The sequence below is a fragment of the Pseudomonas sp. GW456-E7 genome, assembly GCF_059424105.1.
In genome coordinates, this window is the sequence record NZ_JBWKZB010000017.1 from 12,955 (window position 1) to 30,350 (window position 17,396).

A 17,396-nucleotide genomic window follows, 5' to 3' on the forward strand; every position below is an offset into this window, starting at 1 on the left:
CCGCGAGGTGTTCAGGCCACCGGGATCATGGGATCGGCTGCGGCCAGGGCGGTGCGCCGGTCGGCGGCCGGGGGGTAGATCCACAGGGTGTTGATCTGCGTCTTGAGTTCCTTGGCTTCTGCCTTCACCAGCTTCAGCTGACGATCCCAACCTTCGGTGTACACCGCGCCCCAGGCACCCAGGTCCAGGCAGGTCACGTATTTGGGCTGGCGGTAGAGGGTCGGGGGCACGCCCAGCAGGTCGGCGGCGGCGTTGTTGCCGGCGTGGCGGCCCAGGCTGATCGCGTGCTGGCAGGACATCGCGGCGAAATTGCCGATATCGTCGGTGGCCGCGTAGGCCACATCGCCTGCGGCGAACACCTTGCCCTGGCCACGGACCTTCAGGTTGCCGTCAACGTGCAGACGGCCCTGGCCATCGCGCTCGCCAGTGAGCTGTTCGGTGAGGGCACTGGCGCGGAAACCGACGGTCCAGATCACCGTGTGGCTTTCGATGTGTCGGCCATCGGCGAGGGTTACGCCGTTGGCGTCTACCGAAGCGACCGTTGCGCCGGTGATCCACTCGATGCCCAGCGCTTCGGAGGCCTCGACGATGGAAGGACGAATGCCGTCGCCCATGGCGGCGGCGATGCGCTCACCGCGATCGACGATTATCACTCGTACGTCCTGGTCTGCACCCAGCACGGCGCGCAGGCGGGCAGGCATTTCGGTGGCTGTCTCGATGCCGGTGAAGCCGCCACCGGCGACCACTACCGTGTTGCGGGCGCGGCTGGCAGGCTGTTTGCCGAGCGACATCAGGTGACGCTCCAGGCGTGCGGCAGACTCGATCTGGTCAACGTCGAAGGCGTGCTCGTTCAGGCCCGGCACCGGGGGGCGTGACAACTGGCTGCCGGAGGCCAGCACCAGCCTGTCGTAGGTCAATTCGGCAGGGCGGCCGGCCTCGTCGCGGTAGCCGACGCGGCCGGTTTGCTCGTCGATGCGTTCAGCGGTGCCTTTGACGAAGCGCACGTTCACCGCGTCGAGCAGGGCATCCAGCGGGGCGAACATGCTATGCACATCGGCTTCATAGAAGCGCGGGCGAATGCGCAGTTCGGCTTGCGGCGCCAGCAGGGTGATCTCCACATCCTGGCGGTCATGCATGTCCAGCAGGCGGGCGGCGCTCAAGGCACTCCACAGACCGCCGAACCCCGCACCAATAACCAGAAGTTGCTGTTTCATGATGTGCTCCTGACTCGAATGAATGAAACTTGAAGCAGTGGCCTCAAGCTCGGCGTGACAATGAAGGGTCGCCACGAAATACAAGCGGCGTTGTTCTGTTTCCAGTCGTCCGCTGTGGATTCATGCTATGGGAGCGAACTTCGAGGTGCACTTCTCCATCGGTGTGCGGGAATTACGCATCCGTTGAAGAAAGTTATACGAAGGTATCGGTCGGGAAACTGGCCAGGGTATTCAGTGCGCTTGTCGCAAGGCGGCTTCGACACAAGCCAGTAACTGTTCGGCTGCGAATGGTTTGGGCAGGCAGGCAATCACCCCGGGCAAACCCGAAGTGATGCGCGGATTCTCGCCCGGGTAGGCGGTGATGAAGATCACCGGGACGTGCAGGCCGCGGGCGCGCAATGCCTCGTACAGCTCAACGCCACACATGCCGGGCATCTGGATGTCGGAGATCAGACAATGGGCATTCGCCGGACCGTCGGAGTCGAGGAACTCGCGGGCCCCGTCGTAGGTGCGCGCCTGGTAGCCAGAGGCGCGTAGAAGGCCTTCCAGGGCAGTGCGAATGGATTCGTCGTCGTCGACGACTGCAATGACAGCCCTGTTGCGGATTTCAGTCTGTTGCATCATGTGGGGCACTCGTGGCGGCGCCTGCCGTACTTGCAAGATACGCCGTCGCCTGAGTCGGAAAAGTATACCTAGGTATAAATGAACAAGACTTGAGTGTGGAAATCCTGACTGGAAGTCGGGTGCTCATGAGATCTGTCGCGCAAAGTTCGAGAGGAGAATACGCAGGTATAAGTTCGAGCATCCAAGGGATGCTTTCATTGGCCTCATGTACTAAAGACTCGCCCGGCTTGCCTGAATACGCTGCAATCACATCGCAGACTCCGAACACATATTCGGATGCGACGAGGCGCTGTTCGAATCCAACTTCACCAGGCGGGTGGTCAAATGAACAGAAACGATCTGCGGCATGCCGACATCAATTTGCTGGTTGTCTTCGAAACCATGATGCGTGAGCGCAACGTCACCCGGGCGGGCGAACGCCTGTTCCTGGGTCAGACCACCATCAGCAGCGCGTTGGGGCGGCTTCGTTCCATGTTCGATGATCCGCTGTTCATCCGCACCGGGCGGGTGATGGAGCCGACGGCCCGAGCCGAGGAAATCCACGCACGACTGGCGCCTGCGCTCGAAGGTATTGCCCTTGCCCTGAGTTGCAGCCAGGCGTTTGATCCGGGCACCAGCGAAGCATCCTTCCATGTCGGGCTCTCCGACGATGTCGAGTACGCGCTGCTGCCAGGGTTGATGAAACACCTGCGCATCGAAGCGCCCAACGTCACGCTGGTGGTCCATCGGGTGGATCAGTGGCAGTTGCCGCAGTTGCTGGTCAGCGGTGACATCTCCGTGGGCATCAGCCTGACCCGGGACCTGCCGGCGAGCGCCCGTTGCCGCCGTTTGCGACCCATGCAGTCGATGTTGCTGCGTGCCGACTCGGCGGTTGGGCCCGTAACGCTGGAGGAGTTCTGCCGGCGCCCGCATGTGGTGGTCTCCACGCAGGGACATGTGACCGACGATGTCGACCGCGCCCTGGCTCGCCATGGTCGTCAGCGCCGTGTGGTGCTGACGGTCCCCCAGTTCAGCGCTTTGCCCGCACTGCTGGACAGCAGCGACCTGCTGGCCATCGTGCCTGACTATGTGGCCCAGGCGATGGTCCGCCTGGAAGGGATGCGTGTCGATTACGCGCCGCTGCCCCTGTCGAGCCCGGACCTGTCCATGGCCTGGCGTGGCGCCAGCCATGCGGACCCGCGCGAGCGTTGGTTGCGCGCCTGCTTCGCGCGCTATCTGGCGCAGCAGCCGGAGCGCCCGGTGGTGCTGGCCGTGGCCTGAGGGCGGGGCTTCAGCTTTCGCGGGTGAACCGGCTGCGGTAGTCGCGCGGCGAAATCGTCAGGTGACGCTGGAAGGTGGTGCGCAGCCTTTCCTCGTCGGCGAATCCGCAGGCGCGGGCGATCTGCTCGATGTTGCGCGGCGAGGTCTCCAGCAGACGCTTCGCCGCCTCCAGGCGGAACAGTTCGATGGCCTTGGCGGGCGGGCGCCCGGTATGCCGCTTGTAGACCCGGGAGAAGTTACGCAGGCTCATCTTCGCCTGTTTCGCCAGGCGCTCCACGGTCAACTTCGGGTCGTCCAGGTTCTCGGCCAGCCACAGGTGCAATTCGTCGAACACCGAACTGTCCTGCGCCTGCATCTGCAACAGCGTGCTGTATTGCGCCTGTCCACCCGGACGCTTGAGGTACACCACCAGCTCGCGGGCCGCCTGCATGCTGACTTCCCGGCCGCAGTCCGCCTCCACCAGGGCCAGTGCCAGATCGATGCCGGCGGTCACGCCCGCCGAGGTCCATACTGCGCCCTGCTGGATGAAGATCGCGTCGGCGTCCACCTCCAGGGCGGGGAAGCGCTGTTGCAGCGCGTCGCACATGGCCCAATGGGTGGCGGCGCGGCAGCCGTCGAGCAGGCCGGCCTTGGCCAGCAGGAAGGCGCCGCTGCAGACCGAGGCCACGCGGCGTGCGGCGGGCGCTTCGCGATGTAGCCATGCCACCAGTTCGACGTGGCTGTCCAGGGTTTGGCAGATATCGGGAGCACCGGGAACGACGAGGGTATCGATGGCTGCGAGATCGAGCTCGCCAAGCGCACAGGTGTCCACCGCCAGCCCCTCGACGGTGCTCACCAGGCCGCCATCGAGACTCGCCGTGCGCAGCCGGTAGCCGGGCAACCCACGCTGGGAGAGCGCCTTGCTGGCCGCCCAGAACACTGTCTGTGCGCCACTGAGATCGAGCAGGCCCATCTGCGGGTAGGCGACGAACACCACCTCGCGCGGGCCCGTCCAGGGCTGGTGGTGTGTCGAGTGGTGCAGGGTGGTGGCGTTCGTCATGGAATCCTGCCTGTTCGAATGGCGGCTGAGCCAGGGCCTACACGGGGAGTTTTTCAAGCACACGCGGCTGGCCGTTTTTCAGGGGTTTCTGGCCTAACGCCGGCGTGCATCGGCATGCTAGCTTTGCTCGCAGCGCAAGTCATTGCGTCACCGTGTGCGTGCTGACGCCAACTCCCGAAAACACCGCCCCGGTTGCGGATGACCGTTTGGCTGGCGCATTGCTGCGGGTGTCATCATGAACTATCTTTTTTGACCTGCACACCGCCCATGATGCGGTCCCGCTAAGGAGGCAAGATGACTTCGTGGTCGAATCCCAACCCGCCGCAAAGCCCGCGGGATCCCAAGGAACCGGTGGTCTATGTGGTCGATGATGATGAGTCCATGCGTCTTGCGCTCGATGGGTTGTTGCGCTCGATCGGTCTGCAGGTCCAGACCTTCGAATCCTCTCAGGATTTCCTCGCTTTTGCCAAACGCGACGTGCCTGGTTGCCTGATCCTCGATGTGCGCCTGCGCGGCGAAAGCGGCCTGGCATTCCAGGAACAGATGGAGAAGAGCGGCGTTCGCATTCCCATCGTGTTCATGACCGGCCATGGCGACATCGCCATGACGGTCAAGGCCATGAAGGCCGGCGCGGTGGACTTCCTGGCCAAACCGTTCCGTGACCAGGACATGCTTGACGCCGTCGCCAGTGCCCTGGCCCGTGACAGCGAACGCCTGCTTGCCGAGCAGTCAGGCGCGGCCCTGCGCACCGCCTTCAAGGCGCTGACTCAAAGAGAACGCGAGGTCTTGCGCTTCGTGGTGGCGGGGTTGATGAACAAGCAGATCGCGGGGGAGCTCAACCTGAGCGAAGTGACCGTGAAGGTCCACCGCGGCCAGGTGATGAAGAAGCTGGGCGCACGTTCTGTTGCCGAGCTCGTGCGCATGGCCGAAACGCTGGGCGTCGAACCTGCGCGCCGGGCAACCTGAGCGGGGCCCGCGCCCAATAGCCAAACACGCCGCAGGCCACCCTTCCGAGCGGCACCAGAAACCTCCTGAACGGTGCCGTGCCGATGGCGAGCAGACAGCAGATCTTGTGGGACGATGGCGAGCGGGTGTTCTCCCGCGTTCAGCGCTTGGGGCAGGGCGGTGGCAGTGAGCTGCTGGTGCAGCCGTCCGCTGAACAACCGCTGCCCGCGACCCTCGACCGACTGGCTCACGAATACAGCCTCAAGGATGACCTGGACAGCACCTGGGCCCTGCAGCCACAGGCGCTGACGCGCGAAGGCGGGCAGACGCGTCTGCTGCTCGACGACCCTGGCGGCGAACCCCTGTCGCACCTGCTGCTGGCCCCTCTGGAGGTAGAGCCCTGCCTGCGCCTGGCCATCAGCATCGCCGAAGCGCTGCGCCACTTGCACCAGCGTGGCCTGGTGCACAAGGATCTCAAGCCCAATCACATCCTGGTCAATTGCCGCGACGGTCAGACACGGCTGACCGGTTTCGGCCTGACGTCCCGGTTGCCACGCGAACGACAGGCACCCGAGCCGCCGGAGACCATTGCCGGCACCCTGGCGTATATGGCGCCCGAGCAGACCGGGCGGATGAATCGCTCCATCGACTCGCGCAGCGATCTCTACGCCTTCGGCATCACCCTCTACCAGATGCTCACCGGCGTCCTGCCGTTCAGCGCCAATGACCCGATGGAGTGGGTGCACTGCCACATCGCGCGCAAGCCGCTGCCACCCTGCGAGCGGGTGTCCGGTGTGCCGCTCATGCTGTCGCAGGTCGTCATGAAACTGTTGGCCAAGACTGCCGAAGAGCGTTACCAGAGCGCCGCGGGGGTCGAGCACGACCTTCGCCGGTGCGTGGCCGACTGGCAGCGCGATGGGCGCATCGAAGCATTTTCGCTGGACGAGCAGGGCGCGACTGACAGGTTGCTGGTCCCCGAGAAACTCTACGGTCGCGAGCGCGAGGTGCAAATCCTGGTCGAGGCCTTCTCGCGCATCGTCAATAGCAGCGCTCCGGAGCTGGTGCTGGTGTCCGGGTACTCCGGAATCGGCAAGTCCTCGGTGGTCAACGAACTGCACAAGGTACTGGTGCCGCCACGCGGGCTGTTCGCGTCCGGCAAGTTCGACCAGTACAAGCGCGACATCCCCTACTCGACGCTGGTGCAAGCCTTCCAGGGCCTGGTCCGCACGCTGCTGGGCAAGAGCGACGAGGTGCTGGCTGACTGGCGCAGCACGTTGCTGGAGGCGCTGGACCCCAACGCCCGGCTGATGACCGACCTGATACCGGAGTTGAAGCTGATCATCGGCGAGCCGGCGCCGGTGCCGGAGCTGGAACCGCAACAGGCGCAGCGGCGTTTCCTGCTGGTGTTTCGCCGATTCATCGGTGTCTTCGCCCGCGCGGATCACCCCCTGGCGCTGTTCCTCGATGACCTGCAATGGCTGGACGCGGCGACCCTCGACCTGCTCGAAGACCTGCTGACCCATTCGGAACTGCGCCACCTGATGCTGGTGGGCGCTTACCGAGACAACGAGGTGGATGCCAGCCATCCGCTGACCCGCAAGCTCCAGTCCATTCGCCATGCCGGCGTGCGCGTCGATGAGATCAGGTTGCTACCGCTGGCTCGGGCGCACATTGAACAGCTGATCGCCGAGGCGCTGCGTTGCCCTCCACCCGGCATCGTGGCCCTGGCCCGGCTGGTGCAGGACAAGACTGCTGGCAACCCGTTCTTCGTCATCCAGTTTCTTCAGGCCCTGGCCGAGGAGGAGCTGCTGAGCTACGACCATACGGTGCGCCGGTGGCGCTGGGAACCGGAGCGTATCCATGCCAAGGGCTACACCGACAACGTCGTCGATCTCATGGTCGGCAAGCTCGCGCGCTTGCCAGCGGAGACCCGGCAGGCGCTTCAGCAGTTGGCGTGCCTGGGCAGCGTGGCGCAGATCGACACCCTGGCTAGCGTGCTGGACCTGACGCCGGTTCGGGTCCATGGGGTGCTGTGGGCGGCGGTGCGCCAGGAGTTGGTTGTGCAACTGGAGGGTGCCTGTGCGTTCGCCCACGACCGTATCCATGAAGCCGCTTATTCGCTGATCGCTGACACATCCCGGGCCGAGGCGCACTTGCGGATTGGCCGGATCCTGGCGGCGCAGACGCCAACGGAGCGGCGCGAGGAGGCCATCTTCGAGATCGTCGGCCAACTGAACCGTGGCGCCAGTCTGATGAACGCGCGCGGTGAGCGTGAGCAACTGGCCGAGTTCAACCTGCTGGCCGGCCAGCGCGCCAAGGCTTCCACTGCCTATGCCTCGGCGCTGGCATATCTGGGAGCCGGCGCGGAGTTGCTCGACGAGGATGGCTGGGAGCGCCGCCACGAACTGCGCTTCGCCCTGGAGCTCAACCGCGCGGAGTGCGAGTTTCTGACCGGTCAACTGGCGCTGGCCGACGAACGCCTCACCGCATTGGCGGAGCGCGCCACGACCACGGTGCATCGCGCGGCGGTGGCCTGCCTGCAAATGGACGTCTGCCTGCTGCTCGATCGCAGTGACCGCGCGGTAGGTGTGTGCCTGGCCTATTTGCGCCAGGTCGGTATCGATTGGTCATCCCACCCGGACGACGAGGAGGTGCGCCGCGAGTACGAGCAGATCTGGATACAGCTGGGCGAGCGCAGCATCGAGCAGCTCATCGATCTGCCGCTGATGGAGGACGCGGCCTCGCTGGTCACCCTCGACGCCTTGAGCAAGCTGTTCGCACCGGCTCTGCAGACCGACGCCAACCTGGCCTGCCTGACCATCTGCAAGGCGGTCAGCCTGAGTATGGAGCGCGGCAATTGCGACGCTTCCTGTGTGCTTTATGCCAACGTCGGGCGGGTGGCCGGTCGGCGCTTCGGCGACTATCAGGCGGGCTACCGATTCGGCCGTCTGGGCTGCGAATTGGTCGACCGGCGTGGCCTGAAACGCTTCGAGGCGAGCACCTACCTGTGTTTCTCGATGTTCGTTGCGCGCTGGATGAGACCGGTGCGCGAGTGCCGGGAATTGCTGCATCGCGCCTTCGTCGCGGCCAACCGGGTCGGCGACCTGCCTTATGGCGCCTATGCCGGTAATGGCCTCATCTCCGACCTCCTGTTCATCGGCGAACCGCTGCAGGAAGTACAGGGCGAAGCCGAGCACGGCCTGGCCTACGCGCAGAAGGTGCACTTCGGTCTGGTCATCGACTTCATCAGCACCCAGCTGGCGTTGATCCGCATGCTGCGGGGACAGACTCCGGTGTTTGGCTGCTTCGACGATGGCCAGTTCGATGAAGCGCGCTTCGAGGCGCACCTGGGCAGCACGCCGGACCTGGCGCTGGCAGCGTGCAAGTACTGGGTGCGCAAACTGCAGGCACGCTACCTGGCCGGTGACTACGCGGTGGCGGCAGACTGCGCGGCGCAGGCCAAGGCGCTGATGTGGATCGCTTCGTCATTCTTCGAGGAAGCCGAGTACCACTTCTACGCGGCACTGACCCTGGCCGCCCGTTTTGATCCCGACTCCACCGGGGAGCCGGCTGCGCAACTGCAGGCTTTGGCCGAGCACCACGGCCTGCTGCAAGTCTGGGCGCAGCAGTGCGCGGAAACCTTCGCTTGCCGGGTTGCACTGGTGGGCGCCGAAATCGCACGCATCGAGGGGCGTCTGGTCGAGGCGCAAATGCTTTACGAGCAGTCCATTCAGTTGGCGCAGGATAGCGGCTTCGTCCATCTGGAAGCGCTGGCCAACGAGCTCGCGGCGCGCTTCTACGGCGCGCGCGGCCTCGGCAAGATCGCCCGGCTGTACCTGCAGGATGCTCGCTATGGCTACCTGCGCTGGGGCGCCGACGGCAAGGTCCGGCAGTTGGAGGGACGCCACCGGCACCTGCGCAACGAGGAGCCGGCACCCGGCCCGACCACTACCATCGCTACTCCGGTGGAGCACCTGGACCTGGCCACGGTGCTCAAGGTCTCCCAGGCGGCCTCGGGAGAGATCGTCCTCGAAAAGTTGATCGACATGGTCATGCGCACGGCCATCGAGCAGGCCGGCGCGGAGCGTGGCTTGCTCATTCTCGCCGAGGCCGGCGAACCGCGCATCGCGGCGGAAGCCGACACCGGTAATGGCACCACACAGCTGCGCGACGGGCCGGTGAGCGCGGCTGCGCTGGCGGAGTCGGTGCTCTACCAGGTGCTGCGAACCGGGGAGAACCTGTGCCTGGAGGACGCTTCGACCGATCCCGCGTTCGCTGCGGACCTCTACATCCACCAGCGCGGGGCGCGGTCGATTCTGTGCCTGCCGCTGATGAATCAGGCCAAGCTCACCGGCGCGCTCTACCTGGAGAACAATCTCGTGGCCGGCGCGTTCAGCCCGGCGCGAATCGCCGTTTTGCGGCTGCTGGCGTCGCAGGCGGCGATCTCGCTGGAGAACGCGCGCCTGTACCGCGATGTGGCCGAACGCGAGGCGAAGATCCGCCGACTGGTGGACGCCAATATCATCGGCATCATCGTCTGGAGTACCAATGGCGAGATCATCGAGGCCAACGATGCCTTCCTGCGCATGGTTGGCTACGAGCGCGACGACCTGGTTTCCGGGCGTGTACGCTGGCACGACATGACCCCGCCGGAGCGGCGCGCGGAAAGCGAAGAGGCCCTCGCCACGGCCGTGCGCACCGGCCGTGCACGCCCCTTCGAAAAGGAATACATCCGCAAGGACGGCTGCCGCCTGCCGGTGATCGTCGGCCTGGCTGCCTTCGAGGCCAGCGTGCAGGAAGGGGTGGCCTTCGTGCTCGACCTCACCGAACGCAAGCAGGCCGAGGAGCAGGTCCGCGAGGGCGAGCGGCGCTACCGCGAGGTGCAGACGGAACTGGCCCATGCCAACCGTGTAGCCACCATGGGGCAACTGGCGGCGTCCATCGCCCACGAGGTGAACCAGCCGATCGCCGCCACTGTGACCAATGCCAACGCCGCCTTGCGCTGGCTGGACGCGCAACCGCCGGAACTGGGCGAGGTGAGCCAGGGGCTGGGGCGCATCATCAAGGATGCCAATCGTGCAGCGGATGTGCTGGGGCGCATTCGTGAGCTGATCCGCAAGACGCCGCCGCAGAAGCAGCCGGTGGACGTCAACGCGGCGGTGCGCGAGATGGTCGAGTTCACCCGCGGCGAAGCCGTCAAGCATGGCGCTGTGGTGCGTACACGACTCGCCGACGGTTTGCCGCAGGTGAATGCAGACCGGGTGGAGCTGCAGCAGGTGCTGCTCAACCTGATCATCAATGCCCTCGAGGCCATGGGTGGCGTGCCCGATGGGGAGCGCCACCTGCTCATCAGCACCGGGCACGAGCCGGACGGAATGCGGGTGACGGTCGGCGACAGCGGGCCAGGGTTCGCCGCGGAGAGCGCCGAGCGGGTCTTCGCGCCGTTCTACACCACCAAGGCCACCGGCCTGGGCATGGGCTTGTCGATCTGCCGCTCGATCATCGATACCCACGGCGGTCGCCTGTGGGCCAACGCGAACCTGCCGCGTGGTGCGCTGGTGCAATTCACGCTGCCGGCGCATCCCGCAACGGGCGCGGCGCTTGAGCTCGAGTGACGTGATTCGGGGGAAAAGGTCCGGAGCAGCAGCCTCCGGACCTTTTTGCCTGCAACTGCACTGCGTTACGACGGTCGATCCATCAGCCCTGGATGAACGCCAGCAGGTCCGCATTGATGATGTCGGCATGGGTGGTGCACATGCCATGGGGCAGGCCCGGGTAGGTTTTCAGCGTTCCGTGCTTGAGCAGCTTGATGGTCAGCCGCGCCGAGTCATCGATGGGGACGATCTGATCGTCTTCACCATGCAGGACCAGGGTTGGCACCTCGATCATCTTCAGATCCTCGGTGAAGTCGGTTTCCGAAAAGGCCTTGATGCAATCGTATTGCGCCTTGGCGCCGCCATCCATGCCCTGGCGCCACCAGTTGTCGATCACCGCTTCGGATACCTTGGCATCCGGCCGGTTGAAGCCGTAGAAGGGTCCGGCGGCCACGTCCCGGTAGAACTTCGCGCGGCTCGCCGCAAGCGCCTCGCGGAAGCCGTCGAACACTTTCAGTGGCAGGCCGCCCGGGTTCTTGTCCGTGCGCAGCATGATGGGCGGCACGGCACCGATCAGCACCGCCTTGGCGACACGACCACCGCCACCATGGCGCGCGACGTAGCGGGCCGCTTCGCCGCCACCGGTGGAGTGGCCGATGTGCACGGCGCCCTTGAGGTCGAGGTGGGCTGCCAGCTCCGCAAAATCGGCGGCATAGGTGTCCATATCATTGCCCACGGCGGACTGGCTGGAGCGGCCATGACCGCGCCGGTCGTGGGCGATCACGCGATAGCCCCTGCCGAGGAAGAACAGCATCTGGTTATCCCAGTCGTCGCCGGACAACGGCCAGCCGTGATGGAACACGATGGGTTGGCCGGTGCCCCAGTCCTTGTAGAAAAGACGCGTGCCGTCCTTGAGCGTGAGGTATCCCGAGCCCTGATCCCGGCGGCGTGAACCGCCACTCGCTGGCGTTTGGGGTGTGCTCGATTGACCCGCCAGGGCAGGCACGGCCACTGCCAGTGCGGCAGCCGCCACGCCGGCGTTCATCAGGGCGCGGCGGGTGGTTCCTTTGGTTTCGTCGGTCATGGTGAATGCTCTCGTCTGGGTACCGCTGTTGCGGCGAATGAGGACCGGTACGACCGGTCTCGCGAAGTGCGCAAGGCTTTTCGCATTGAGGCCGAAGTACCGGTCCGCAAACCCTATTCCCAGGCAATAGCCCGCACCATCGTCCATGGGTATCGCGCAACCATACTTAGGTTTCGTGGATGGCTGGATCAGCCGCCTCGTCCATGCGCTTGCGGGCTATTGCGGCATGAGTCTGATTTATCCGGGACCTTGCGGATCAGGCGGTAAAGCCGAACAGGCGTTTTGGGGTCTCCCACAGTATCTGGTGGCGGTCGCTGGCATTCGGGAACATCTCGCCGAAGTTTGTCAGGACGGTGCCCAACTCCATGTTTTGGTGTGCGCGCAAGAACGGCCAATCCGTGCCCCACATACAGTTTTCGGCAGTGAACGCCTGCAGCAGTGCCAGTTGGTATGGCTTGGCATCGTCAAAGGGGTAGCTCTCCCTGGAGTATTGCGACAGCCCGGAGAGTTTGACGAAGGTGCGTCCGTTTCCGGCCAGCGACAGCAATGCCTGGAAAGCCGGCTGTTGCAAGCCGGCACGGGCATCGGGCCGGCCGGAGTGGTCGATCAGCAGCCGGGACTGTGTGCGCTGCAGCAGCGGCAACAGCGCAAGCAACTGATCGTCCTTGACCTGGATCTGGGCATACAGGTCCAGATCGGCCAAGCGTCCCATCAGGGTGTCGATCTTCAGAAAGCGCTCAGGACCCAGCAGCGCAGCATTGAGCGCCACACCGACGACACCCTGCGCCTTGTACTGCGCGAGCGTCTCGCTGGAGATGTCGCTCGGCACCACGACCACACCTTTATGGCGGCCTTTGCCATGAGCCAGCGTGTCCAATAGACAACGGTTGTCGTAGCCATAGGCAGAGGTCGGTTGCACGATCACTGAATGGCGTATCCCATAGGCCTGCATGACCTGTTCGTAATACGCCGCAGGGCCGACCTCAGGGCCTGCCGGCTGGTAGGTAGAGTCAGCGGGATAGGGATATTGGACAGGGTCGATCACATGATGGTGGCAATCGATCTTGGGTTGCGACAGCAGACTGAGTAGTTGGGAATCCATAACCGTACCTGGCGATTGATCGGTGCCTTCATTGTCTGCGCGCTGCATGGTGCTGTTGCGTGAGGCCTGGCTCAGGACCGGCATGCCAAGCGCGGCGCTGGCGCTGAGCACGACGGAGCTTTTTTTGAGCAGCGAGCGGCGGGACAAGCCCGTGTCATCGAGACGTGTGGTCATGTTCAAACCCTTGTTTTTAGTGTGTGCAGCTACAGAGCGTCCATTACTGCTACCGCCGTCAAGGCAGTGGCGTCGACCTTAAGGCAAGCGCTTCCCAAGCGTCCTCTGTGAAGTCGTTAAGCAGGTATCGGTTTTTGTTATGGGCTTTTCCATCTGACTGGGCTCCTGGGCGCTTTAAATCCTCCGATAAGAAAAACAGATACCCGATTAAGGATTTCCCAGAGGCGGCGCAGACAGCCGCGGCTTTAAAGTCACGCCCAGCGTTCGGCTGTCGGGCGGCCTCAGGCCTGCAGCGATCACCAGGCCGTTCGGTATCTCTACAACAATAAGAAGGTGAAAACATGAGTCACGAAACGGTCGACATCAAGGCGTGGATCGACAACCGACCAGTTGCCGGGTACCAGTGGCTGATCATGAGCCTGTGCTTCTTCATTGTTCTATTCGATGGGCTCGATGTGGCGGTCATGGGTTTTATCGCGCCTTCACTGATTCAGGAGTGGGGGTTGTCCAAGGCGGCATTTGGCCCGGTCATGAGTGCCGGGATGATCGGGCTCGCCATCGGCGCCCTGACCGCCGGCCCTTACGCTGATCGTGTGGGGCGCAAGAAAGTGCTGCTGTTGGCGGTGACAGGGTTCAGTGTCTTGAGCCTGGCGTGTGCGTTTGCGCGTAACCCCTATGAGCTGGCGGCCTTGCGGTTATTGACCGGTGTGGCCCTGGGCGCCGCGATGCCCAACACCACCACGCTGCTTGCCGAATACTTGCCAGAGCGCAATCGTTCGCTGTTCATCACCATCATGTTTACCGGGTTCAACATGGGGTCGGGGCTGGGTGGCTTGTTGGCAGCCTGGCTGATTCCCCTGTACGGCTGGAAATCGGTGTTGCTCGCCGGTGGCATTCTGCCAATGGTGCTGCTGCCTTTCCTCTGGTTGTTGCTGCCTGAGTCCGCACGATTCCTGGCAGCGCGCAATGCGCCAGCGGCCCAGATCGCCAAAGTACTGAACAAGCTGGGGGGCAAGTTTTCGGCAACCACGAACTTCACCCTCGCCGAACCCCAGGCCCAGCACAAGGCGCCGGTGCGCATGCTGTTCACCGAACGTTATCGGGCCGGCACCCTGGCGTTGTGGCTGACCTATTTCATGGGCCTGCTGGTGATCTACCTGACCATGGGCTGGATGCCGACCCTGTTGCGCGAAGGCGGTCTGTCCATCGAGCGTGCTGCCACCATCACCGGCCTGTTCCAGATCGGCGGTACGGTCGGGGCGATCGTGGTGGGCTGGATCATGGACCGACGCAATCCGAACGGCGTGATCGCCACCTCCTATGCACTCGGTGGCGTGTTTATCCTGCTGCTGGGGGCCTTCAGCCTGGAGTCGAGCCTGCTGGCGCTTGGCGTGATCGCCGCCGGTTTCTGCATGAGCGGCGCGCAGACTGGCCTCAATGCGTTTGCCCCTGGTTATTACCCGACGGATTTCCGTGCAACGGGCGTGAGCTGGATGCTCGGCATCGGTCGTTTCGGCGGTATCTTTGGCTCTCTCATCGGTGGTGCGGTGCTCAGTCTCGGGTTGGGCCTGCCGTTGCTGTTTGCACTGTTGAGCGTGCCGGCCTTCATCGCCGCCCTGGCGATCCTGGCCAACGGTCTTGCACGGCGCCGGGTCAGCCGGGCGCTGCTGGCGCAATAAACTTTTTCGAACACAGGAACTCATCATGGCACGCATCATCGGTGGCCTCGCTGTCTCCCATACACCTACCATCGGCTTCGCTGTCGATCACGATAAACAGAATGAAGCGGCCTGGGCGCCGATTTTCGAAGGCTTCGAACCGATCAAGGTGTGGTTGAAGGAGCAACAGCCGGACGTGCTGTTCTACATCTTCAACGACCATGTGACGTCGTTCTTCTTCGACCACTATGGCGCGTTCTCCCTCGGTGTCGATGAGCGTTACGAGGTCGCCGACGAAGGCGGCAATCCGCGCTCGCTGCCCGCAGTGGGCGGGCATGCCGCGCTGTCGCGACACATTGGGCAAAGCCTGATGGCCGACGAGTTCGACATGAGCTTCTTCCGCGACAAGCCGCTGGACCACGGGTTCTTCTCGCCGATGTCGGCGCTGTTGCCCTGTGATCCGGCGTGGCCGGTGCAAATCGTGCCACTGCAGGTGGGGGTGTTGCAGTTCCCGATCCCCAGTGCATTGCGCTGCTACAAGTTGGGCCAGGCCCTGCGTCGGGCGATTGAAAGCTATCCCGAAGACCTGAAGGTAGCCATTGTCGCCACCGGCGGCGTGTCCCATCAGGTGCATGGCGAGCGTTGCGGTTTCAACAACCCGCAGTGGGATGAGCAGTTCATCGATTTGCTGGTCAACGACCCGCAGCGCCTGACCGAGATGACCCACGCCGAATACGCCACCCTGGGCGGGATGGAAGGCTCGGAGGTGATCACCTGGCTGATCATGCGTGGTGCGTTGTCGGCCACGGTGAAAAATCTGCATCAGGACTATTACCTGCCCTCCATGACCGGTATCGCGACCCTGTTGCTGGAAAACCAGGACCGTGCAGTACCTGCCGAGGTCAATGCACGCCACCTGCAGCATATGCAGCACCAGTTGGCCGGCATCGAAAAACTCGAAGGCACCTATCCATTCACCCTGGAGCGCAGCGCCAAGGGTTATCGCCTGAACAAGTTCCTGCATCGCATGATCGAGCCGCAGTGGCGCCAGCGTTTTCTCGAAGCGCCGGAAGCGTTGTTCGACGAAGGGGGCCTTAGCGACGAGGAACGGGATCTGTTGCGCCGTCGTGACTGGCGCGGGCTGATCCAGTACGGGGCGATCTTCTTCGTGCTGGAGAAACTCGCGGCGGTACTCGGGATTCCCAACTTGCAGGTCTATGCCGCCATGCGTGGGCAGAGCCTGGAAGCGTTCATGAAGACCCGGAACCAGCAGGTGCTCTACTCGGTGGCGGGTAAAGGCCCGCGCTGATCATCAGCGGTTAGTGCAGCGGCTCGTCCCGGGCCGCTATCCATTCTTTTCCTATTGATCTTGCTGTGCCCGGATATTGCGGGCGCAGGGCATTTCCTTACCCAAAAATCGGAAAAACAATAACAATGAAAAACACCGTTGATCACCGATTCGTCTGTTCCCTGGCTGTTGCCTGTGCACTCCCGTTGCAAGCGTCTGCTGCAGGCTTCGTCGAAGATGCCAGCGCCAACCTGAACCTGCGCAACTTCTACATCAACCGCAACTTCACCAACCCGGCCTACCCGCAAGGCAAGGCCGAAGAGTGGACCCAGAATTTCATTCTCGACGTCCGCTCCGGCTTTACCCAAGGCCCGGTGGGCTTCGGGGTGGATGCGCTGGGGCTCTACTCGGTCAAGCTCGATGGCGGCAAGGGCACCGGCGGCACTCAGCTGTTGCCGATCCATGGCGATGGGCGTCCCGCCGAGGATTTCGGTCGCCTGGCGGTGGCCGGGAAAATGAAAGTGAGCAAGACCGAACTGAAGGTCGGGGAGTGGATGCCGGTGTTGCCGATCCTGCGTTCCGACGACGGTCGTTCGTTGCCGCAAACCTTTCGTGGTGGCCAGGTCACTTCGCAAGAGATCGACGGCGTGACCCTGTACGGCGGACAGTTCCGGCAGAACAGTCCACGCAACGATGCGAGCATGGAAGACATGTTCATGCAGGGTAAAACCGCGTTCACCTCTGATCGCTTCAACTTCGTCGGCGGCGAATATAGCTTCAACGACAAACGCACGATGATCGGGCTGTGGAACGCCGAGCTCAAGGACATCTATCAGCAGCAATACCTGCAACTGGTCCACAGTCAGCCCCTGGGTGACTGGACGCTGGGCGCCAACCTCGGCTACTTCTGGGGCAGTGAAGATGGCAGTGCCCGTGCCGGCGACCTGGACAACCGTACCGTCTCGGCGCTGTTATCGGCCCGGTATGGCGGCAACACCTTCTACGTCGGTCTGCAAAAACTCACCGGCGATGATGTGTGGATGCGAGTCAACGGCACCAGCGGCGGTACCCTGGCCAATGACAGCTACAACAGCAGCTACGATAACGCCCGGGAGAAGTCCTGGCAGTTGCGCCACGACTACAACTTCGTCGCCCTCGGCATTCCCGGCCTGACCCTGATGAACCGCTACATCAGCGGCGATAACGTGCACACCGGCGCGATCACCGACGGCAAGGAGTGGGGGCGTGAGTCAGAACTGGCCTACACGGTGCAGAGCGGTCCGCTGAAAAGCCTCAACGTCAAATGGCGCAACTCGAGTATTCGCAAGAGCTTCAGCAGCAATGAGTTCGATGAGAACCGGGTGATCGTCAGCTATCCGATCAGCCTGCTGTAAAATCAAAAGATCGCAGCCTG

The 17,396-nt window shown here is 63.5% G+C and carries 11 protein-coding genes; 6 read left to right on the top strand and 5 right to left on the bottom strand.

Features of this window, described 5'->3' with window-relative positions; genetic code table 11:
• Nucleotides 1-11: 11 nt before the first annotated feature.
• A complete protein-coding gene (locus tag AC07YV_RS13145) occupies nt 12-1,214 on the bottom strand; it encodes an NAD(P)/FAD-dependent oxidoreductase (RefSeq protein WP_102701146.1) in 1,203 nt (400 codons plus the stop codon).
• 231 nt (nt 1,215-1,445) lie between these two features.
• Nucleotides 1,446-1,838 (bottom strand): response regulator transcription factor, encoded by a 393-nt coding sequence (locus AC07YV_RS13150; RefSeq protein WP_102701145.1) that lies wholly within the window; start codon nt 1,836-1,838, stop codon nt 1,446-1,448.
• 324 nt (nt 1,839-2,162) lie between these two features.
• Here AC07YV_RS13150 and AC07YV_RS13155 point away from each other — a divergent pair, with 324 nt between their 5' ends.
• Entirely contained in the window at nt 2,163-3,098 is a 936-nt protein-coding gene (locus AC07YV_RS13155; RefSeq protein WP_102701144.1) for a LysR family transcriptional regulator, read from the top strand.
• 10 nt (nt 3,099-3,108) lie between these two features.
• On the opposite strand, the gene AC07YV_RS13160 is transcribed toward AC07YV_RS13155, so the two are convergent.
• Entirely contained in the window at nt 3,109-4,137 is a 1,029-nt protein-coding gene (locus AC07YV_RS13160) for a GlxA family transcriptional regulator (RefSeq protein ID WP_494990306.1), read from the bottom strand.
• A 294-nt stretch (nt 4,138-4,431) separates the two neighbouring features.
• Here AC07YV_RS13160 and AC07YV_RS13165 point away from each other — a divergent pair, with 294 nt between their 5' ends.
• A complete protein-coding gene (locus AC07YV_RS13165; protein ID WP_102701143.1) occupies nt 4,432-5,103 on the top strand; it encodes a response regulator transcription factor in 672 nt (223 codons plus the stop codon).
• An 83-nt stretch (nt 5,104-5,186) separates the two neighbouring features.
• Entirely contained in the window at nt 5,187-10,697 is a 5,511-nt protein-coding gene (locus AC07YV_RS13170) for a trifunctional serine/threonine-protein kinase/ATP-binding protein/sensor histidine kinase (protein WP_102701142.1), read from the top strand.
• 82 nt (nt 10,698-10,779) lie between these two features.
• Here AC07YV_RS13170 and AC07YV_RS13175 read toward each other — a convergent pair whose 3' ends face one another.
• Together AC07YV_RS13175 and AC07YV_RS13180 are read right to left on the bottom strand one after the other, a co-directional pair.
• Nucleotides 10,780-11,760 carry an alpha/beta fold hydrolase gene (locus tag AC07YV_RS13175; RefSeq protein WP_102701141.1) on the bottom strand — a complete coding sequence of 327 codons (981 nt, stop codon included), beginning with the start codon at nt 11,758-11,760 and terminating at the stop codon, nt 10,780-10,782.
• A gap of 256 nt (nt 11,761-12,016) precedes the next feature.
• Nucleotides 12,017-13,036 carry an amidohydrolase family protein gene (locus tag AC07YV_RS13180; RefSeq protein ID WP_173900833.1) on the bottom strand — a complete coding sequence of 340 codons (1,020 nt, stop codon included), beginning with the start codon at nt 13,034-13,036 and terminating at the stop codon, nt 12,017-12,019.
• A gap of 341 nt (nt 13,037-13,377) precedes the next feature.
• On the opposite strand from AC07YV_RS13180, the gene AC07YV_RS13185 reads away from it, so the two are divergent.
• The 3 genes from AC07YV_RS13185 to AC07YV_RS13195 all read left to right on the top strand — a co-directional run bounded on the left by AC07YV_RS13185 (nt 13,378) and on the right by AC07YV_RS13195 (nt 17,376).
• The gene (locus AC07YV_RS13185; protein ID WP_102701140.1) at nt 13,378-14,715 is read left to right on the top strand and encodes an MFS transporter; all 1,338 of its coding nucleotides are present in this window, start codon (nt 13,378-13,380) and stop codon (nt 14,713-14,715) included.
• A 25-nt stretch (nt 14,716-14,740) separates the two neighbouring features.
• On the top strand, nt 14,741-16,003 hold the full coding sequence (locus tag AC07YV_RS13190) for a gallate dioxygenase (protein ID WP_102701139.1): 1,263 nt from the start codon (nt 14,741-14,743) through the stop codon (nt 16,001-16,003).
• 125 nt (nt 16,004-16,128) lie between these two features.
• The gene (locus AC07YV_RS13195) at nt 16,129-17,376 is read left to right on the top strand and encodes an OprD family porin (RefSeq protein ID WP_102701138.1); all 1,248 of its coding nucleotides are present in this window, start codon (nt 16,129-16,131) and stop codon (nt 17,374-17,376) included.
• The last annotated feature ends 20 nt before the right edge of the window (nt 17,377-17,396 follow it).